Origin of the sequence: Pseudomonas koreensis, assembly GCF_024169245.1 — a bacterium.
Classification (GTDB): Bacteria; Pseudomonadota; Gammaproteobacteria; order Pseudomonadales; family Pseudomonadaceae; genus Aquipseudomonas; species Aquipseudomonas koreensis_F.
The window spans coordinates 1806846-1825318 of sequence record NZ_JALJWP010000001.1 but is presented as its reverse complement, the minus strand read 5'-3'; the positions used below and the strand labels follow the sequence as shown (position 1 = coordinate 1825318).

11 protein-coding genes are annotated in these 18473 nt (G+C 59.7%); 5 read left to right on the top strand and 6 right to left on the bottom strand.

All coding sequences use genetic code 11. The features are described 5' to 3' along the window. Positions 1-27: 27 nt before the first annotated feature. Positions 28-2967 (bottom strand): bifunctional [glutamate--ammonia ligase]-adenylyl-L-tyrosine phosphorylase/[glutamate--ammonia-ligase] adenylyltransferase, encoded by a 2940-nt coding sequence (glnE, locus tag J2Y90_RS08300; protein WP_253498376.1) that lies wholly within the window; start codon positions 2965-2967, stop codon positions 28-30. Continuing rightward, on the bottom strand, positions 2964-3089 hold the full coding sequence (locus J2Y90_RS26495; RefSeq protein WP_301291621.1) for a hypothetical protein: 126 nt from the start codon (positions 3087-3089) through the stop codon (positions 2964-2966). The genes glnE and J2Y90_RS26495 overlap by 4 nt, the downstream gene beginning before the upstream one ends. Positions 3090-3351: 262 nt before the next feature. Between J2Y90_RS26495 and aceE the strand changes: the two genes are divergently transcribed. The 5 genes from aceE (at position 3352) to msrA (ending at position 13434) form a co-directional block, all read left to right on the top strand. After that, entirely contained in the window at positions 3352-5997 is a 2646-nt protein-coding gene (gene aceE, locus J2Y90_RS08295; RefSeq protein WP_253498373.1) for a pyruvate dehydrogenase (acetyl-transferring), homodimeric type, read from the top strand. An 11-nt stretch (positions 5998-6008) separates the two neighbouring features. Continuing rightward, positions 6009-7976: a dihydrolipoyllysine-residue acetyltransferase gene (gene aceF, locus J2Y90_RS08290; protein WP_253498370.1), complete on the top strand. Its 1968-nt coding sequence runs from the start codon at positions 6009-6011 to the stop codon at positions 7974-7976. Positions 7977-8252: 276 nt separating this feature from the next. Further along, the gene (locus tag J2Y90_RS08285) at positions 8253-9650 is read left to right on the top strand and encodes an alkaline phosphatase D family protein (RefSeq protein ID WP_253498367.1); all 1398 of its coding nucleotides are present in this window, start codon (positions 8253-8255) and stop codon (positions 9648-9650) included. Between the two features lie 243 nt (positions 9651-9893). Then, complete coding sequence (locus J2Y90_RS08280; RefSeq protein ID WP_253498364.1) at positions 9894-12590, top strand: putative bifunctional diguanylate cyclase/phosphodiesterase; 2697 nt, start codon at positions 9894-9896, stop codon at positions 12588-12590. 178 nt (positions 12591-12768) lie between these two features. Then, positions 12769-13434, top strand: coding sequence for a peptide-methionine (S)-S-oxide reductase MsrA (msrA, locus tag J2Y90_RS08275; protein ID WP_253498361.1), 666 nt, complete (start codon positions 12769-12771; stop codon positions 13432-13434). A gap of 102 nt (positions 13435-13536) precedes the next feature. Here msrA and J2Y90_RS08270 read toward each other — a convergent pair whose 3' ends face one another. The 4 genes from J2Y90_RS08270 to tssI all read right to left on the bottom strand — a co-directional run bounded on the left by J2Y90_RS08270 (position 13537) and on the right by tssI (position 18340). Next, on the bottom strand, positions 13537-14376 hold the full coding sequence (locus J2Y90_RS08270) for a 23S rRNA (adenine(2030)-N(6))-methyltransferase RlmJ (RefSeq protein WP_253498358.1): 840 nt from the start codon (positions 14374-14376) through the stop codon (positions 13537-13539). Positions 14377-14974: 598 nt separating this feature from the next. Further along, positions 14975-15295 (bottom strand): hypothetical protein, encoded by a 321-nt coding sequence (locus J2Y90_RS08265; protein WP_253498355.1) that lies wholly within the window; start codon positions 15293-15295, stop codon positions 14975-14977. A 326-nt stretch (positions 15296-15621) separates the two neighbouring features. Further along, on the bottom strand, positions 15622-16335 hold the full coding sequence (locus tag J2Y90_RS08260) for a DUF4123 domain-containing protein (protein ID WP_253498352.1): 714 nt from the start codon (positions 16333-16335) through the stop codon (positions 15622-15624). Then, positions 16325-18340: a type VI secretion system Vgr family protein gene (gene tssI / locus J2Y90_RS08255; protein WP_253498349.1), complete on the bottom strand. Its 2016-nt coding sequence runs from the start codon at positions 18338-18340 to the stop codon at positions 16325-16327. The genes J2Y90_RS08260 and tssI overlap by 11 nt, the downstream gene beginning before the upstream one ends. Between the last annotated feature and the right edge of the window lie 133 nt (positions 18341-18473).

Genomic DNA, 18473 nt, shown 5'->3' with positions numbered 1-18473 from the left:
GGGTATTGGGTGCTGCATAAACCGGCTTCAGCTTAGCCCCAACTCACGCCAAATCCGCAAAACCTGCCGGCGTTCGTCGGCAAACTGGTCGCCCGGTATCACCCCGGCATCTTTCTGCAAGGCCTGCCGGTGGGCGGCGGAGCGGTAGGCTTTATAGGCCTCGCGCAACAGGCTGGCATCTTCGGCGGGCATCAGCCCTTCGTGTTCCAGCTCTTCCAGAATGCGGATGTTATCGGTCCAGCGCAGCAGCGGCGGATGGCTGTGCGACCACGCCAGGGCCGCGTATTGCACCATAAATTCAATATCGACGATACCTCCGGCGTCCTGCTTGAGGTCAAACGGCACCGTCGCCTCGAAGGCATTCGCCGCTGTGCCGGCCGCTGTGCTGCGAGTGCCAAGGTTGTCGCGCATCTTGGCGCGCATCTCGCTGACTTCCTGTTGCAATTTTGCCAGATCGCGCGCCCTGCCCAAGACCTGCGCACGGACTTTCTCGAATGCCTGGCCGACATCCTGACTGCCCACCAGCACCCGCGCACGCACCAAGGCCTGATGCTCCCATGTCCAGGCTTCATTCTCCTGATAGCGCGCGAACGCGCCGAGGGAACTCACCAACAGCCCGGAAGCACCGGACGGACGCAGACGCATGTCCACTTCATACAGCTGGCCGGAATTGGTCTGTGCCGTGAGCAGGTGAATGATCCGCTGCCCCAGGCGCGTGAAGAACTGTGCGCCATCGATGGATTTCGGCCCGTCGGTTTCCGCCTGCGGATCGCCATCGTGGATGAACACCAGATCCAGATCCGAACCATGCCCCAATTCAATACCGCCGACTTTGCCATAACCGACAACGATGAAGCCGGGATCGCACAGCGTGCCATCGGTGCGCAGCGGCGTGCCGTACTTGGCCACGGTCTGGCGCCAGGACAGGGCCAGCACTTGTTCGAGAATCGCCTCGGCCAGCCAGGTCAGGTAATCGCTGACCTTCATCAACGGCAGACTGCCGGCGATTTCCGAGGCAGCCACGCGCAAGCGATGCGCCAGTTTGAAATGGCGCAGGGCTTCCATTTGTTGTTCGAGGTCGTCCTCGGGAATTCGCGTCAGTCGCTCGCGCAACTCGGCTGCCAGTTCCGGCGCCAGCGGCGGTTTGAACAGTCGACCTTCGTTGAGCAACTCGTCGAGCAGCAGCGGGAAGCGAGTGATCTGCTCGGCAATCCACGGGCTCGCCGCACACAGCGTCAGCAGACGGCGCAGCGCACCGGGGTTTTCCGTGAGCAACACCAGATAGGCCGAACGCCGCGCCACCGCTTCCACCAGCGGCAGCACACGCTCAAGCACCAGATCAGGATTGTCGTGTTCCACCGCTTGCGCGAGCAGCCGCGGAATGAAGGCATCCAGACGTTCGCGCCCCAGCCGTTGCATCGCGCGCAACTGCGGACTGCCGCGCAAACCGGCCAGCGCCTTGAGCGCTTTGCCGGCATCGACGAAACCGCCTTCCTGCAACTGCCGGCACGCGGCCTCTTCGTCTTGTTCTTCTTCCCACAGCGGCAGCCATTCACCGCCGACCACCACTTCGCTTTCGCTGCCTTCTTCCTCGTCGGGATCGGCAATCACCTGAGCGAAGTGCCAGGCCACGCGGCCACGCCAGAACATCAGTTTTTCGTGGAAGGCGGCCCAGTCGGCGAAGCCGAGCATGAAAGCAATGCGCGCCTGATCCTGCGCGCTGTCCGGCAGCATCTGCGTCTGACGGTCGGCAATCGCTTGAATGGCATGTTCGGTGTAACGCAGAAACTCGTAACCTTCGCGCAATTCACTGACCACCGCCGGCGGCAGATAGCCCTGCCCTTCCAGGGTGCTCAGCACCTTTAGTAGAGGACGCTGTTGCAGGCTCAGATCGCGGCCACCGTGGATCAGTTGAAAGGCCTGAGCGATGAACTCGACTTCGCGGATGCCGCCGGAGCCGAGTTTGATGTTGTCGGCCATGCCCTTGCGCCGCACTTCCTGCTGGATCAACTGCTTCATGGTGCGCAGCGCTTCGATCGCCGAGAAGTCCAGATAGCGCCGATAAACGAATGGGCGAAGCATGTCGAGCAACTGCGCGCCGGCGACCTGATCGCCAGCCACCACCCGCGCCTTGATCATCGCGTAGCGTTCCCAGTCGCGGCCCTGATCCTGGTAATACTGCTCCAGCGCATTGAAGCTGAGCACCAGCGCGCCCGACGATCCATATGGACGCAGGCGCATGTCGACGCGGAAAACGAAGCCGTCGACCGTCATCGGGTCGAGGGCCTTGATCAGACGCTGACCGAGACGAATGAAAAATTCCTGATTATCCAGCGAGCGCTTCACGCCAACGGTTTCGCCGCCTTCGGGGTAGGCGAAGATCAGGTCGATGTCCGAGGACAGATTCAGCTCGACCGCGCCGAGTTTGCCCATGCCGAGGATGACCATCTGCTGCGGCAGCCCGCTGCGCCGCCCGGTCGGTGTGCCGAATTGCTCGCAATGGCGGCTGTACAGCCACTGATAAGCCTGATCGATGGTGGCGTCGGCCATGTCCGAGAGGTCGCGGCAGGTCTGCACCAGATCGGCTTGGCGGGTCAGGTCGCGCCAGATGATCCGCACCTGATGGCGCGCACGCTGGCGGCGCAGGGCACGGCCGAGTTCATCTTCGCTCTGCGCGCTGTTCACCACGGCGGCGATCTGCGCGCGCAACTCGCCGGGTGCAAAGGGCCGATCGAGTTCGCCGGACGCCACCAGCGACAGCAACATCAAAGGGTCACGAACGCTCTGTTCAATGACAAACTCGCTGGCGGCGGTGACGCGGGAGAATTGCGCCCAGCGCTCCGGCGACCAGTTCGACAGGCCGTGATCGTCTTCAAGGGCGGCGACGGACGTACGGAACGACTGCTCGGATCGGCTGACCAACGGCAGGAGAATGGCGGGCAGTTCGGCAAGCGCGGGCAGGGTCATGGTCTATCCTTGATCGGCGTATAAAGGGCCGCTTGTAGTGAATGATGAAAACCCGCTACGTGAAGGACTGTCGAACAAAAGTTAGAAATAGCTGAAATTTCTTCTTCTTTGGCATCCAGCATCAAACTTTCACCTTATTCGGATGGAAAACGACCCGCCTTAACGATTATTCTCACAACGCAGTCGGAGGCCACAAGCCTTTCATCTGTAGTTTTACTACTCGTCTATACATTCGAAAGGCTGAAATGCCGGAAGATTTGTAGTAAAACTACACGCCGCCGGAACAACCTGTCGGCAATCCAAGAATTTTAAATCGTCTGCCCACAAGGCCAGTCGCAAACTCAGGCAACCGATTCTGGAAGCCTTTCCGCCCTGGAGCAAGCCATGCAAGACCTCGATCCCGTCGAAACCCAGGAATGGCTGGACGCCCTGGAATCGGTTCTCGACAAAGAAGGCGAAGACCGTGCTCACTATCTGATGACCCGTATGGGCGAACTCGCGACCCGCAGCGGCTCGCAGCTCCCTTACGCGATCACCACGCCTTACCGCAACACCATCCCCGTTACCCACGAAGCACGCATGCCTGGCGACCTGTTCATGGAACGCCGCATTCGCTCGCTGGTACGCTGGAACGCGATGGCCATGGTAATGCGCACGAACCTGCGAGATTCGGACCTGGGTGGTCACATCTCCAGCTTCGCTTCCAGTGCGACCCTGTATGACATCGGCTTCAACTATTTCTTCCAGGCCCCGACCGACGAACACGGCGGCGACCTGATCTACTTCCAGGGCCACACCTCGCCAGGCGTTTACGCCCGCGCATTCATGGAAGGCCGCATCACCGAAGACCAGATGAACAACTTCCGTCAGGAAGTCGATGGTCAAGGCCTGTCGTCCTATCCGCACCCTTGGCTGATGCCTGACTTCTGGCAGTTCCCGACCGTATCGATGGGTCTGGGTCCGATCCAGGCGATCTACCAGGCGCGTTTCATGAAGTACCTGGAACATCGCGGTTTCATCCAGCCGGGCAAACAGAAAGTCTGGTGTTTCCTGGGCGACGGCGAGTGCGACGAGCCGGAATCCCTGGGCGCGATCTCCCTGGCCGGCCGCGAGAAGCTGGACAACCTGATCTTCGTCATCAACTGCAACCTGCAGCGCCTCGACGGCCCGGTTCGCGGCAACGGCAAGATCATCCAGGAACTCGAAGGCGTGTTCCGTGGTGCGCAATGGAACGTGACCAAAGTCATCTGGGGCCGTTTCTGGGACCCACTGCTGGCCAAGGACGTCGACGGCATCCTGCAACGTCGCATGGACGAAGTCATCGACGGCGAGTACCAGAACTACAAAGCCAAAGACGGCGCGTTCGTTCGCGAGCACTTCTTCAACACGCCTGAACTCAAGGCAATGGTTGCCGACTTGTCCGATGACGAGATCTGGAAACTCAACCGTGGCGGCCACGACCCGTACAAGGTCTACGCGGCGTACCACGAAGCGGTCAACCACAAGGAACAACCGACCGTCATCCTCGCCAAGACCATCAAGGGTTATGGCACCGGTGCCGGCGAAGCGAAAAACACTGCGCACAACACCAAGAAGGTCGACGTCGAGAGCCTGAAGCTGTTCCGCGACCGCTTCGACATCCCGGTCAAGGACGAAGAGCTGGAGCACCTGCCGTTCTTCAAGCCAGAGCCGAACAGCGCCGAAGGCCGCTACCTGGCCGAGCGTCGTGCCGCACTGGGTGGTTTCGTGCCACAGCGCCGCGCGCAGAGCTTCAGCGTACCGACTCCGGATCTGGACACCCTCAAGGCCATCCTCGATGGCTCCGGCGACCGTGAAATTTCCACCACCATGGCTTTCGTGCGGATCCTTGCGCAACTGGTCAAGGACAAGGAAATCGGCCCGCGCATCGTTCCGATCATCCCGGACGAAGCCCGTACCTTCGGTATGGAAGGCATGTTCCGTCAGTTGGGCATCTACTCCTCCGTCGGCCAGCTCTACGAGCCAGTCGATAAAGACCAGGTGATGTTCTACAAGGAAGACCAGAAAGGTCAGATCCTCGAAGAAGGCATCAACGAAGCAGGCGCCATGAGCTCCTTCATCGCTGCCGGTACTTCGTACTCCAGCCACAACCAGCCGATGCTGCCGTTCTACATCTTCTACTCGATGTTCGGCTTCCAGCGTATCGGCGACCTGGCCTGGGCCGCTGGCGACAGCCGTACCCGTGGCTTCCTGATCGGCGGCACCGCTGGCCGTACCACCCTGAACGGTGAAGGTCTGCAGCACGAAGACGGTCACAGCCACTTGCTGGCCGCGACCATCCCGAACTGCCGCACCTACGATCCGACCTACGGCTACGAGCTGGCGGTGATCATTCAGGACGGCATGAAGAAGATGACCGAAGAGCAACAGGACATCTTCTACTACATCACCGTGATGAACGAGTCGTACCAGCAGCCAGCCATGCCGGCCGGTGCCGAAGAAGGCATCAAGAAAGGCATGTACCTGCTCGAGGAAGACACTCGCGATGCGGCGCACCACGTTCAGCTGATGGGCTCCGGCACCATCCTGCGCGAAGTGCGTGAAGCGGCGAAGATCCTGCGTGAAGAGTTCAACATCGGCGCTGACGTGTGGAGCGTTACCAGCTTCAACGAACTGCGTCGCGACGGCCTCGCTGTAGAGCGCAGCAACCGTCTCAAGCCTGGCCAGAAGCCGAAGCTGAGCTACGTCGAAGAGTGCCTGAGCGGCCGCAAGGGTCCGGTCATCGCCTCTACCGACTACATGAAGCTGTTCGCCGAGCAGATCCGTCAGTGGGTACCGTCCAAGGAGTTCAAAGTCCTGGGCACCGATGGTTTCGGCCGCAGCGACAGCCGCAAGAAACTGCGTCATTTCTTCGAAGTCGACCGTCATTTCGTGGTGTTGGCAGCCCTGGAAGCACTGGCTGACCGTGGTGATATCGAACCTAAAGTCGTGGCCGAGGCCATCGTCAAGTTCGGCATCGACCCGGAAAAACGCAACCCACTGGACTGCTGAGGAGACATTTTGTGAGCGAACTCATTCGCGTACCTGACATCGGCAGCGGTGAAGGTGAAGTAATTGAACTGTTTGTGAAGGTCGGCGACCGTATCGAAGCCGACCAGAGCATCCTGACCCTGGAATCGGACAAGGCCAGCATGGAAGTGCCGGCCCCGAAAGCCGGCGTCATCAAGAGCCTGAAAGTGAAGCTGGGCGACCGCCTGAAAGAAGGCGACGAACTGCTCGAGCTGGAAGTCGAGGGCGCCGCTGAAGCGGCCCCTGCACCTGCCGCTGCTCCTGCCAAAGCCGAAGAGAAACCGGCTGCCGCACCTGCTGCTGCCGCGCCGGCCGCTGCTCCTGCTGCCGCTTCGGTACAGCAAGTGCACGTGCCGGACATCGGTTCGTCGGGCAAGGCGCAGATCATCGAGATCCAGGTCAAGGTCGGCGACACTGTCGAAGCTGATCAATCGCTGATCACCCTGGAATCCGACAAGGCGAGCATGGAAATCCCGTCGCCTGCCGCTGGCGTGGTCAAGGCCATCAGCGTCAAGCTCAACGACGAAGTCGGCACCGGCGACCTGATTCTGGATCTGGAAGTGGCAGGCGCTGCGGCCCCTGCTGCCGCCGCCCCGGCTCAGGCTGCTGCGCCTGCTGCCGCCGCTGCGCCAGCCCCGGCTGCTGCTCCGGCAGCAGCGGCTGCTGACAGCGTTCAGGACATCCATGTCCCGGACATCGGTTCGGCCGGCAAGGCGAAGATCATCGAAGTGCTGGTCAAGGCTGGCGATACCGTCGAAGCCGACCAGTCGCTGATCACCCTGGAATCCGACAAGGCCAGCATGGAAATTCCATCGCCTGCCGCTGGCGTGGTCGAAAGCGTTTCGATCAAGCTGGATGACGAAGTCGGCACCGGCGACCTGATTCTCAAGCTCAAAGTCAAAGGCGCGGCACCTGCTGCGGCCCCGGCTCCGGCTGCTGCACCAAGCGCTCCTGCACCTGCCGCTGCTGCTCCGGCCGCCGCTGCACCTGCTGCCGCCGCTCCAGCCGCCGCACCGGCTGCTACACCAGCGAAACCGGGCGCCAAAGTTCACGCCGGTCCAGCCGTGCGTCAACTGGCCCGTGAGTTCGGTGTCGAGCTGAGCGCTGTTGGCGCCAGCGGTCCGCACGGTCGCATCCTCAAGGAAGACGTGCAGGTTTACGTCAAGGCGATGATGCAGAAGGCCAAGGAAGCGCCGGCCGCTGCTGGCGGCGCTACCGGTGGTGCGGGCATCCCGCCGATCCCGGTTGTCGATTTCAGCCGTTTCGGCGAAATCGAAGAAGTGCCGATGACCCGTCTGATGCAGGTCGGCGCTGCCAACCTGCACCGCAGCTGGCTGAACGTGCCTCACGTAACGCAATTCGACTCGGCGGACATCACCGAGCTGGAAGCCTTCCGTGTTGCGCAGAAAGCCGTGGCCGAGAAGGCTGGCGTCAAGCTGACCATCCTGCCGCTGCTGCTCAAGACCTGCGCGCACTTGCTCAAGGAACTGCCGGACTTCAACAGTTCGCTGGCACCAAGCGGCAAAGCGATCATCCGCAAGAAGTACGTGAACATCGGCTTCGCCGTCGACACTCCGGATGGCCTGCTCGTGCCGGTGATCAAGAACGTCGACCAGAAGAGCCTGCTGCAGCTCGCTGCCGAAGCAGCTTCGCTGGCTGAAAAAGCCCGCACCAAGAAGCTGTCCTCGGACGAGATGCAGGGCGCCTGCTTCACCATTTCCAGCCTCGGTCACATTGGCGGCACCGGCTTCACGCCGATCGTCAATGCGCCGGAAGTGGCGATTCTCGGTGTTTCCAAGGCAACCATCCAGCCAGTCTGGGACGGCAAAGCCTTCCAGCCGAAGCTGATGCTGCCACTGTCGCTGTCCTACGATCACCGTGTGATCAACGGCGCTGCAGCCGCACGCTTCACCCAGCGTCTGGGTAGCCTGTTGGGCGACATCCGCACCATCCTGCTGTAACCCAAACGGCCCTCCGGTAACGGAGGGCCGCTTGCTGCACCCTTTCGAGCGCCACACGCTCGTACCTCAACCCCGTCAATTGGCGGGGCTTTTTTTGCCTGAAATAAACCGGGCCGCGCACCTTTCCTACAACCTGCGCTGATATCGGCCACAGGTCTGGTCCACTTAACGCCAATATTTTCCGCCGCCGGCCAACTAACCTCTGCTCAGGAAAGTTGCATCAACGCGCTCCGCTTATTCATTTCTTATTTCTTAAACTTTCGAACGGAATCGATCATGTTCAAACCGACTATCGGCCCCATCGTGGGCCACACCACAACTAACGAGGTGCGCATTTTCATTCGCGGCGAACAACAGGACAACAAACGCGTATTCGCCGGAGTTCGTGCTCGCAAGGCCGGCGCGGAAAAATGGTCCAATAGCGTATTTGCACTTTTAAGTCCGGCCAATGACATGTCGGGTGTACTGGTATTGCAGGATCTGGAAGCCGATTGCGAATATGAATACCAGGCCGGCTGGTTGAGTCCGATGAACCCGGTGCATACGATCGACACGGTAGTGGAGTTCCCACTGCAATGGCCGCGCCAGCTCTACCGCTTTCGCACCCGCACCGCACAAGTCAGCCAGCCCCGGGGCTTTATCGTCGGTTCGTGTCGTTATCTGCGGATCACCGCTGGCATCGCCTCCTTACCGCAACTGGGTGATCGGATATTTGGCTCGATCAATCAACTCATCGAAAACAGTCAACCAGCGGTCAGTGCGGTGATCATGACGGGTGATCAAGTGTACGTAGATGATCTGAATCTCATCGCACCTGATCGCGAAGCAAAAGATATATTGAAGAAATATCGAACAGCCTTTTCGCAGCCGAACATTCAACGACTGATGTCCAACATATCGACTTACATGATACTCGATGACCATGAAATCGAAGATAACTGGCCTGCCAATGCCAAAGCGACTGACAGGGACTTATATCGCAACGCCATGGCCGCTTATGAACTTTATCAAGCCAGCCACGGCCCGGTTTACTCATGTAACAGCGAGGGCCAGATAGACCGGGATACCTTGAAGCATTACTGGTATCAGTTCGGCGACAGCGATATCGCCTGGTTCGTGACTGACAGTCGCACCCGGCGCAACTTGTCAAAGGATGACCGACGCATTCTCGACGCTGAACAGGAACAGGCGCTGCTTGAATGGCTGATCCACAGCCCGGCGCGGGTAAAGTTCGTGGTGACCAGCGTGATGTACTATCCCGACCGCAAGTTCAACGGTGATGATGCCTGGAAAGCATTTCCCGAGCAGAGACTGCGTCTGTTGGAAACCATCCGCACCCATCGGATCAAAAACGTGGTGTTCGTCTCCGGCGATGTCCATGGTTCTCTGACCAGTCGCCTCACTCACAGCGAGGACGCCGACTTTGAAGTGCATACCATCGTGTCCTCGCCGCTGCACAACAGCAAACTGTTGCCGTATGCCAAGGCTTCAACGTTCATCCTTGATGAACCGCTGGTGCGCACGGCTGCCGGTGACTACCGGCACGAGCTGACCAGTGTCGTAGTCAGTCAGGACAATTTCGCTCATGTGGTCGTCGAGGCTGACCGGATTCTGGTCAAGTATCACGATCGTGACGGCAAACTGCTGCAGTCGATCAGTATGAAATTGCGTTGAACCCGCGAAAGATCGCGGCCTTCGGCGGCTCCTGCACGGATATGCGCTCCCGGTGAGGTTGCGATCTTTTGTTCATTTCATTCGTGCACTGGAGAAATGTTCACTGCAGCCGACATATTCTTATAGCACTTGGCCTTCATCTCTCTTGTCAGTCGGGGCCGCAATGATGCAACCTTGCCGCAGCCAACAATCAAGAGGGCGAGAGCCCGGCGCATTCAGCATATTTCCAAGCGAGTTCCCTTCATGAAGAGCCAACCCGATGCCGCCAGCCGTATGGCGGCCGAGGTAGTGACGCAGTTGCCGGTGCCTTCGCGGCTCGGCATGCTGCGTTTCGAGCGCTTGAATGAAGCGAGTTGGGCGATGCTGTTCCTCGATCCCAATTGCGAACGCCAGTTCGGTCAGCCGGCCGTCGAGCTTTGCGCGCTGGTCGGTTCGCCCTACGCCAGCCTGATGGAACCGCAAGCGCGCTATCAACTGCACGACGCGATCCAGCAGCAACTGAGCAAAGGTGCGCATTACGCGGTGCGCTACACCCTGCACACCGCCGCGGGCGCGTTGAACATCCTCGAATTGGGCGAAGCCTATAAACAGCACAACCGGCACTTGCTGCGCGGTTATCTGCTGGCGGTCGACAGTATGTTCGATGAGGCCCAGGCGCTGTCTTCGGTCGATCTGGAAACCCAGAATTCACGTCTGCAAATAGCCCTTGAGCTGAACCAGCGCGCCCAGCAGGAACAGCTGCAGCATCTGGAACGCGTACGCGCGCAGCAGGATCTGATTCTGCTGCTCGCCCGCCAGCGTTACAGCACGCACAACTCATTGCAGGAAGCCGCTGAACTCATCACCCGTTGCGCCTGCGACATCTATGAAATCGACTGCGCCAGCCTGTGGAACCTTGAAGGTCAGCAGTTGCTGCCGATCTCCGCTTACCATCGCGCGACCCAGGAATACATCCTGCCGGATCCGATCGATATCAGCGGCTTCCCCGATTACATGGAAGCGCTGCACAGCAGCCGCGCCATCGATGCGAACAACGCCATGCATGACCCGCGCACGCGCGAAATGGCCGAGGCGATGCGCCCGCGTGACGTCAATGCAATGCTCGACGCGAGTATTCGTGTCGACGGCCAAGTGGTCGGTGTGCTGTGTCTGGAACAGACTGGCGCCACCCGCGCCTGGCAGTCCGATGAAATTGCCTTTGCCGGTGAACTGGCCGACCAGTTCGCGCAAGTCATCAACAACCACAACCGCCGCACCGCCACCAGCGCCCTGCACCTGTTCCAGCGCGCGGTCGAGCAAAGTGCCAACGCCTTTTTGCTGGTCAACTGCGACGGCGTTGTCGAGTACGTCAACCCCAGCTTCACCGCGATCACCCAGTACACCACCGAGGAAGTCCACGGCCAGCGCCTGTCGGAATTGCCGGCGCTGGAAAATCTCAGCGAGCTGCTGTTCGACGCGCCCTCGGCGCTGGCCCAGAGCAACAGTTGGCAGGGCGAATTCAAAAGCCGGCGCAAGAATCTCGAACCCTACTGGGGGCAGCTGTCGATCTCCAAGGTCTATGGCGACAACCGTGAGCTGACGCATTACATCGGCATTTACGAAGACGTTACGCAGACCAAACTGGCGCAGCAACGTATCGAGCGCCTCGCCTATACCGACAACCTGACCAATCTTGGCAACCGCCCGGCATTCATCCGTAACCTCGACGAGCGTTTTGCCCGCGACAGCGATGCGCCGATCAGCCTGTTGCTGGTCGACATCGACAACTTCAAGCGGATCAACGACAGCCTTGGTCACCAGACCGGCGACAAACTGTTGATCAGCCTCGCCCGGCGTTTACGCAACAGCCTGAGCCCGAGCGGCAGTCTTGCACGCTTCGCCAGTAACGAGTTTGCCGTGCTGCTGGACGACACCGATCTTGAGACCGGTCAGCAGATCGCCAGCCAGTTGCTGATGACCCTCGACAAGCCAATGTTCGTCGACAACCAGTTGATCAGCGTCACTGGCTCCGTCGGCCTGGCCTGCGCGCCGTTGCACGGGCGCGACCCGCAAACCTTGATGCGCAACGCTGGTCTGGCGCTGCATAAAGCCAAGGCCAACGGCAAGCATCAGGTGCAGGTATTTACCGAAGCGTTGAATGCCGAGGCCAGTTACAAACTGTTCGTTGAGAACAATCTGCGTCGCGCCCTGACGCAAAACGAGCTCGACGTTTTCTACCAGCCGAAACTGTGCCTGCGCAGCGGTCGTTTGCTGGGCATGGAAGCACTGCTGCGCTGGAATCATCCGGAGCGCGGCATGATCCGCCCGGACCAGTTCATCAGCGTCGCCGAGGAGACCGGCCTGATCATTCCGATCGGCAAGTGGATCGCCCGCCAGGCTTGCCGCATGAGCAAATCGCTGACCGCCGCTGGCCTGGGCAATCTGCAAGTGGCGATCAACCTGTCGCCGAAACAGTTTTCCGATCCGGATCTGGTCGCCTCCATCGCCAACATCCTCAAGGAAGAAGCACTGCCGGCCAATCTGCTCGAACTCGAGCTGACCGAAGGCCTGCTGCTGGAAGCCACCGAAGACACGCACTTGCAGCTTGATCAGCTCAAGCGTCTGGGTCTGACCCTGGCCATGGATGACTTTGGCACCGGGTACTCGTCGCTGAGCTATCTGAAGAAATTTCCGATCGATATCATCAAGATCGATCGCAGCTTTATCCATGAGATCCCGGACAACCAGGACGACATGGAAATCACCTCCGCGGTGATCGCCATGGCCCACAACCTGAAACTCAAGGTCGTTGCCGAAGGCATCGAAACTGCGGAGCAACTGGCGTTCCTGCGCCGGCATCGTTGCGACGTCGGCCAGGGTTATCTGTTCGACCGGCCGATTCCCGGTGACGAGTTGATCAAGGCCCTCAAGCGTTACCCCCGCGGACCGCTCTGTCTCTGAAACACCGTAGATCCCTGTAGGAGCTGCCGAAGGCTGCGATCTTTTGATCTTGTTTTTGAAGGACAGATCAAAAGATCGCAGCCTTCGGCAGCTCCTACATTGGATAGTGCGAAATCGGGCATCATTCGGCACACTGGCGGTCTGACTTTTACCTCCAACCTGACTGAGAGGAACGATCATGGTTCTGCGCTCGGAAATTCTGGTGAACAAAAACGTGCTTCCAACCAAAGAACAAGCCCTGCCCGGCCGCGAAACCCCGATGACCCTGCCGGAAAAACACTTCGTCTTCGAAGAAACCCCGCTGCTCGGTCCATTCTTTCAGGACGTCGACTTCGCGATTTTCGGTCTCGGTTGCTTCTGGGGCGCGGAACGACGCTTCTGGCAGCGCGAAGGCGTGGTCAGCACCGTGGTCGGTTACGCCGGCGGCTTCACGCCAAACCCGACTTATGAAGAAGTCTGCTCGGGCCTGACCGGCCACGCCGAAGTGGTCTTGGTGGTGTATGACAAGGCCCAAGTCAGTTACGAAGAACTGCTGGCGATGTTCTGGGAACTGCACAACCCGACTCAGGGCATGCGTCAGGGCAACGACATCGGCACCCAGTACCGCTCGGTGATCTACGCCACCACCCCGGAGCAACTGGATGCAGCGCTGAAGAGCAAAGCCGTGTATCAGGCTGAACTGGCGAAGGCTGGTCTGGGTGAAATCAGCACCGAGATCGACCAGGCCCCGACCGTGTACTTTGCCGAGGCCTATCACCAGCAGTATCTGGCGAAGAATCCTGAAGGTTACTGCGGCATTGGCGGCACCGGCGTGTGCATGCCACCGAGTCTGGCGGGTAATTAAATCCTGACAGCAAAAGATCGCAGCCTTCGGCAGCTCCTACAGGGAAACGCATTTCAACTGTAGGAGCTGCCGAAGGCTGCGATCTTTTGATCTTGCTGTTGATCAACTCTCGGCAATCAGCCAATCCATCTGCCAGCCACCCTGAGTCTGCCCAAGCTTCTTCGACAACCACGGCAGCAACTCACGCAACTCTTCCTCCAGCCCCCACGGCGGATTGGCGATCGCCAGCCCGGAACCGTTCAGGCTGTTCGGCGTGTCCAGCGGATGCACGAGCAACTCCACACGCAGCAGCTTCGGTGCACCCGTGCCTGCCAGGTCCTGATAGAAACGCCGCAGTGCACGCTGATCCTTCACCGGATACCAGATCGCTGCCACGGTCTGACGCATACGGCCGATGGCTTCTTTCATCGACGCCGCACAACGTTGCATCTCGTCGAGCTGCTCGAAAGGCGGATCGATCAGCATCACCGCGCGCTTCTCCTGCACCGGCAACATCGCCCGCGCCACGTGCCAGCCCTCACCCAGATGCACTTTCACCCGACGATCACCGGCCATGTTGTCCTTGAGCAACACACCGTCTTCAGGGTGTTTCTCGTTGAGCATCACCCGATCCTGCGGCCGGGTCAGACGCCGCGCCAGCTCCGGCGAACCCGGGTAGTAGCGCAACTGCCCATCCGGGTTCATCTCGTGCAGCACCTTCATGTAGTCGGCGGTCAGTGCCGGCAGGTCCGGCTTATCCCACAACCGCGCAATGCCTTCGAGGTACTCGCCGGTGCGATTGGCCTGATCGCCCTGCAAGTCATACAGACCAATGCCGGCGTGCGTGTCGAGATAGGCAAACGGCTGCTCCTTGCGCGACATCAGGGCGATGAGACGGGTCAAGGTCAGGTGTTTGAACACATCGGCGTGATTGCCGGCATGGAAGGCGTGACGATAATTCATGGCTGCTCCTGCGAAGGGCGCAAAGTTTACCTTTTACCGGGCGGCAAGTCAGGGGTTGGCGGCCGAGCGGACAAAAGCCTGCCCTCACCCTAGCCCTCTCCCGGAGGGAGAGGGGACTGACGGTGGTGATCTTGCGAGTTACATCGACCTGAATGATCGACGTGATCTCAGGCTTGGCCAAACGAAGTTCACCGCTGAAGTCGCAGGTCGGCGTACAACACCCAGACACCTCGGTCAGTCCCCAGAAAGAACACCACCATCCAGCCTTGGCCAAGCGAAGTTGACTGCTGAAGTCGCAAGTCTGCGTACATCACACAGACGACTCGGTCGGTCCCCTGAAAGAACACCTGGCCTGGCCAAGCGAAGTTCGCCACTGGAGTCGCAGGTCGGCGTACATCACCCAGGCAACTCGGTCAGTCCCCTCTCCCTCTGGGAGAGGGTTAGGGTGAGGGGCTTTGCTTTTGCTTATCAAACTCAAGATGCGTACATCTCTGACTGACTCCCTGATTTCAATCAACATCAAAAGATCGCAGCCTTCGGCAGCTCCTACATGGGATAGGCGCTCACTCTGTAGAAAGCTGCGATCTTTTGATCTTTTTCAGGCGGGTAAGCTGCGCAGGCGCTTGCCGATGACGTCCAGCACATCGCAGCCATCGCGCAGTGGAATCGCGCAGAGCAAGGCAAAGTCGCTGAGGATCACGGAGTCGCATTCGATCGAGCCGCGCATGCACATGTTTTCCAGGACCTGGGCCACCGCGCGGATGCGGTAGTTGGCGGCGTCCATGAGGATGTCGAGGGGCACGTGGGTGTCGATGAACAGGCTGGGCATGTCGCTGCAATTGCCGGTCAGGGCCATGAAGCGGTTGTCGGGGTGAGGCGTGATTTTCTTGTAGGGCGGATCATGTTTCGTCGTTGTCATTCTTGGCATCCCTGAAGTTCTGAGTGGAGCCGCCATTGACCTTCCTACGGGTTTGGGTGGCAGCCATGTACGGGAGTAGGAACTGAGAACTCCAAATCAGCCACGTCGAAACGTGTCCCGCACACAGCCGCCGTCAACTTGTCATGAATACGTTTTGCCCCTCGTATTCAGCCTGCGGCACTTATGCACTTCAGAGTTCGGGATCCTACCCCCTGTCACCGTTCTCGTGGCGACAACGAAAAGACTATCCCTGCAACCCACCGCGCACCAGTTCATGAAAACCGCCGCGATTCGAAGGAAACGTCCGAAGCGTTTGCCCCGAAAATTCACTCTGACTCTGCCAGCAAAAACTCCAGAAGCGTCGATCGTGACGAATCTTCCGACATCGATAATTTGAAAAACTGCCCGACCTTGCAGCGCAGCACCGCCTCGGGAAATGCCTCGAACATGGCTGGCTGTTCTTCGCTCAGCCATTGCAGAGCGTTAGCGACGCGTACGCTCTCATCAGTCTGCGCCAACACCGGTTTCGGCACGTTCCACCACGGAAAGACCCGCCCCGAAACCAGCGCCCGACCGCCGATTTCAAAGGCTTTCCCATTGATCAAACCTCGCGAGATCACCGGCAGCAATTGCGCGGAATTGACCTCGTCAGACTGCAAAAGAGGCAGCAGAAACCGACCATCCCAAAAGCGGAAAAACACCGCCTTACCGTCCGGCATCAGCACTTGAGTCAGGCTGCGAAAATGTTCGACCAGCACTTCAGGATCCGCCGAAGACACCGCCAGCCAACCCCAGTCCCGCGAGTCGGTTTCCGCTACCCAGCGTAAAAACTCACTGTCCGCAGCGACAATTCCCACATAGGGCATCACCGCATCCCACTCGGCATAAATGGTCTCGGCCCAGATCGGGTGAGCCGAGCCCTGCCAGGCTTCGAACGCATCGGCGTCGCTGGCGCGGCTGAAAATCGCGAACAGTTGTTCCGACGCCAGCAGCGGCTGACGCGCCAGCCAATCTTCGGGGGTTAATACTTCAGGCTGCACAAACACCGTCCTTGCACCGCTCACACTCTTCGCAGAATGGCGCATCACCTTTGAGACTCATGATCTGTGCAGCAGTGAGAATCGCCGCCGGCGCAGCGGCCAGTTTCTCCGGCAATCCCGGCGCCACTGGTGCCGCACTCATTGCCGCCATCGGCGCGCCGCCCACGACAATCGGCACGCTGCTGAAAATCCCGCCGGGGCCGATATTGATCCACTGCCCGCCGGCCTGAATCGTCGCGCTCGCGCCGCCATCGATGACCACTTGCTGGCCTGCGCTGATATGGATCTGCGCCGAGGCGCTGGTGGCCTGACTGTTCACCCGCACCTGCTGGTCGCCGAGCACGGACAAATGATCATCCTGCCTGACTTCGGTCTGGCGCTGGCCGTGAGTGATGCGCTGCTCGTCGGCTTTGAGTTCATGCCGGGCGGTGCCGGTGACCACCACACTGCGCTGATTATCGACCTGCAGCTGTTGGTCGTTGAGCACGTGCTGGGTCCAGTTGCGCTGGGCACGCAGGTAGATTTCCTCGGCGCCCTTTTTGTCCTCGATGCGCAGTTCGTTGTAACCGCCACCGCCGGGGCTGCTCTGGCTGCGGAAAACGCTGCGGGTCTTGTCCGCCGGCAGATCCAGCGGCACCGGTGTTGCGGCGTTGGGCAGGCACCCCATGACCAGCGGCTTGTCGGCATCGCCATCAATGAAACCGACCAGCACTTCCATGCCGACGCGCGGAATCAACACGCTGCCGTAGTGATCGTGAGCCCACCCGGTCGCGACGCGCAGCCAGCAACTGGAGTGCTCGTTCAATTCGCCATCACGGTCCCAGGCCAGTTGCACTTTGACCCGGCCGTATTCGTCGCAATGGATTTCCAGATCTTTCGGGCCGGTGACCACGGCAGGCTGGTAGCCCGACATGCGCGGTTTTTCCGGGAGCAGCGCCGGACGAAAGACCACGTCCCACGGCGTGGCGACGAAAGTATTGCGGTAGCCCTGGAAGGATTCGCCATCGCTGGTCACCGACTCCTCAAGCACCTGCGGCTGACGGCCGCGATGTTCGACGGCAGTGAGCAACCACAGATCATTCCAGTCGCCGCGCGGATGCTCGGTGAGCTGCAGGAAATGGCCGCAGACCAATGACGACTCGTCGCTGCTGCCCTCGGCCTGACGGTAATCGGCAACGTGCCGTTCCAGCGCACGTCGCGTCAGGTGTTTGCCGGTTTCACGATCATTGAATTGCCCGGGGAAGTGATAGTCCTCCAGCACCGGACGCTGTTCACCGTCGCTGCGACTTTCCAGCGACAGGCGTGGTTTCTCGAAATTGTAGTCGCGCCTCGTGACGACGCTGGTGCGGGTTTCCACGCGCACGTTGAAACGCTGAATCGCCGGCGCGCCCGCCGACATGCCGCTGCCCGGCAGATACAACGTTGGCGAGGGCAGCTTGGGGAATACGGTCTGGTCGTCGCCGAACACCAGCAAATGGCCTTCGGGGCTGTGTTGAAAGTGGTAATGAATGCCGACTTCGGCACACAGACGCTGGATGAAGGCCAGGTCGCTTTCGGCGTATTGCACGCAGTACTCGCGCTCCGGATATTCGCTGCCCAGGCGAAATTCAAAGGCATCGCGCAGGATCGAATGGTCCTTGAGAACCTGAGTGACAATTTGCGGCACGCTCTGATGCTGAAAAATCCGCTGATTGATGCGATGCCCCAGATACGTCAGACGCGGGACGATGCTGAGGTGATAGCGTGTCAGACGTTTCCCGGAATCGCCCTGTCCGACCTGATAAATCTGACCGTGAATACCGCAACCCTGAGCATCAAAACTCAGATATGCCTGACCATGCAGCAGGCTTTCCAGATCCAGGTCCGGCCGCTCGCTGACCAGTTCCAGTTCGAAGCGAAAGGGTTGGCTGATGGCTTCCCTGCCCGTGAACTCAAGGACCTTGAGGTCATGCTGGGCGCCTTCGAGGGTCAACGTGAAACGCGGTTGATTGGCAGGCGCGAACATCCGATGTCTCTCTGCAGTGTGAGGGCGGGCGATTCTGCATGAGGGGCAAGGGACGATGAGCAGGTGACGGGAAATTCAGATTTGCCCTACGTTGTTTGCTGAAAGGACCTGAGAACGCGGCGCCTTCGACTAC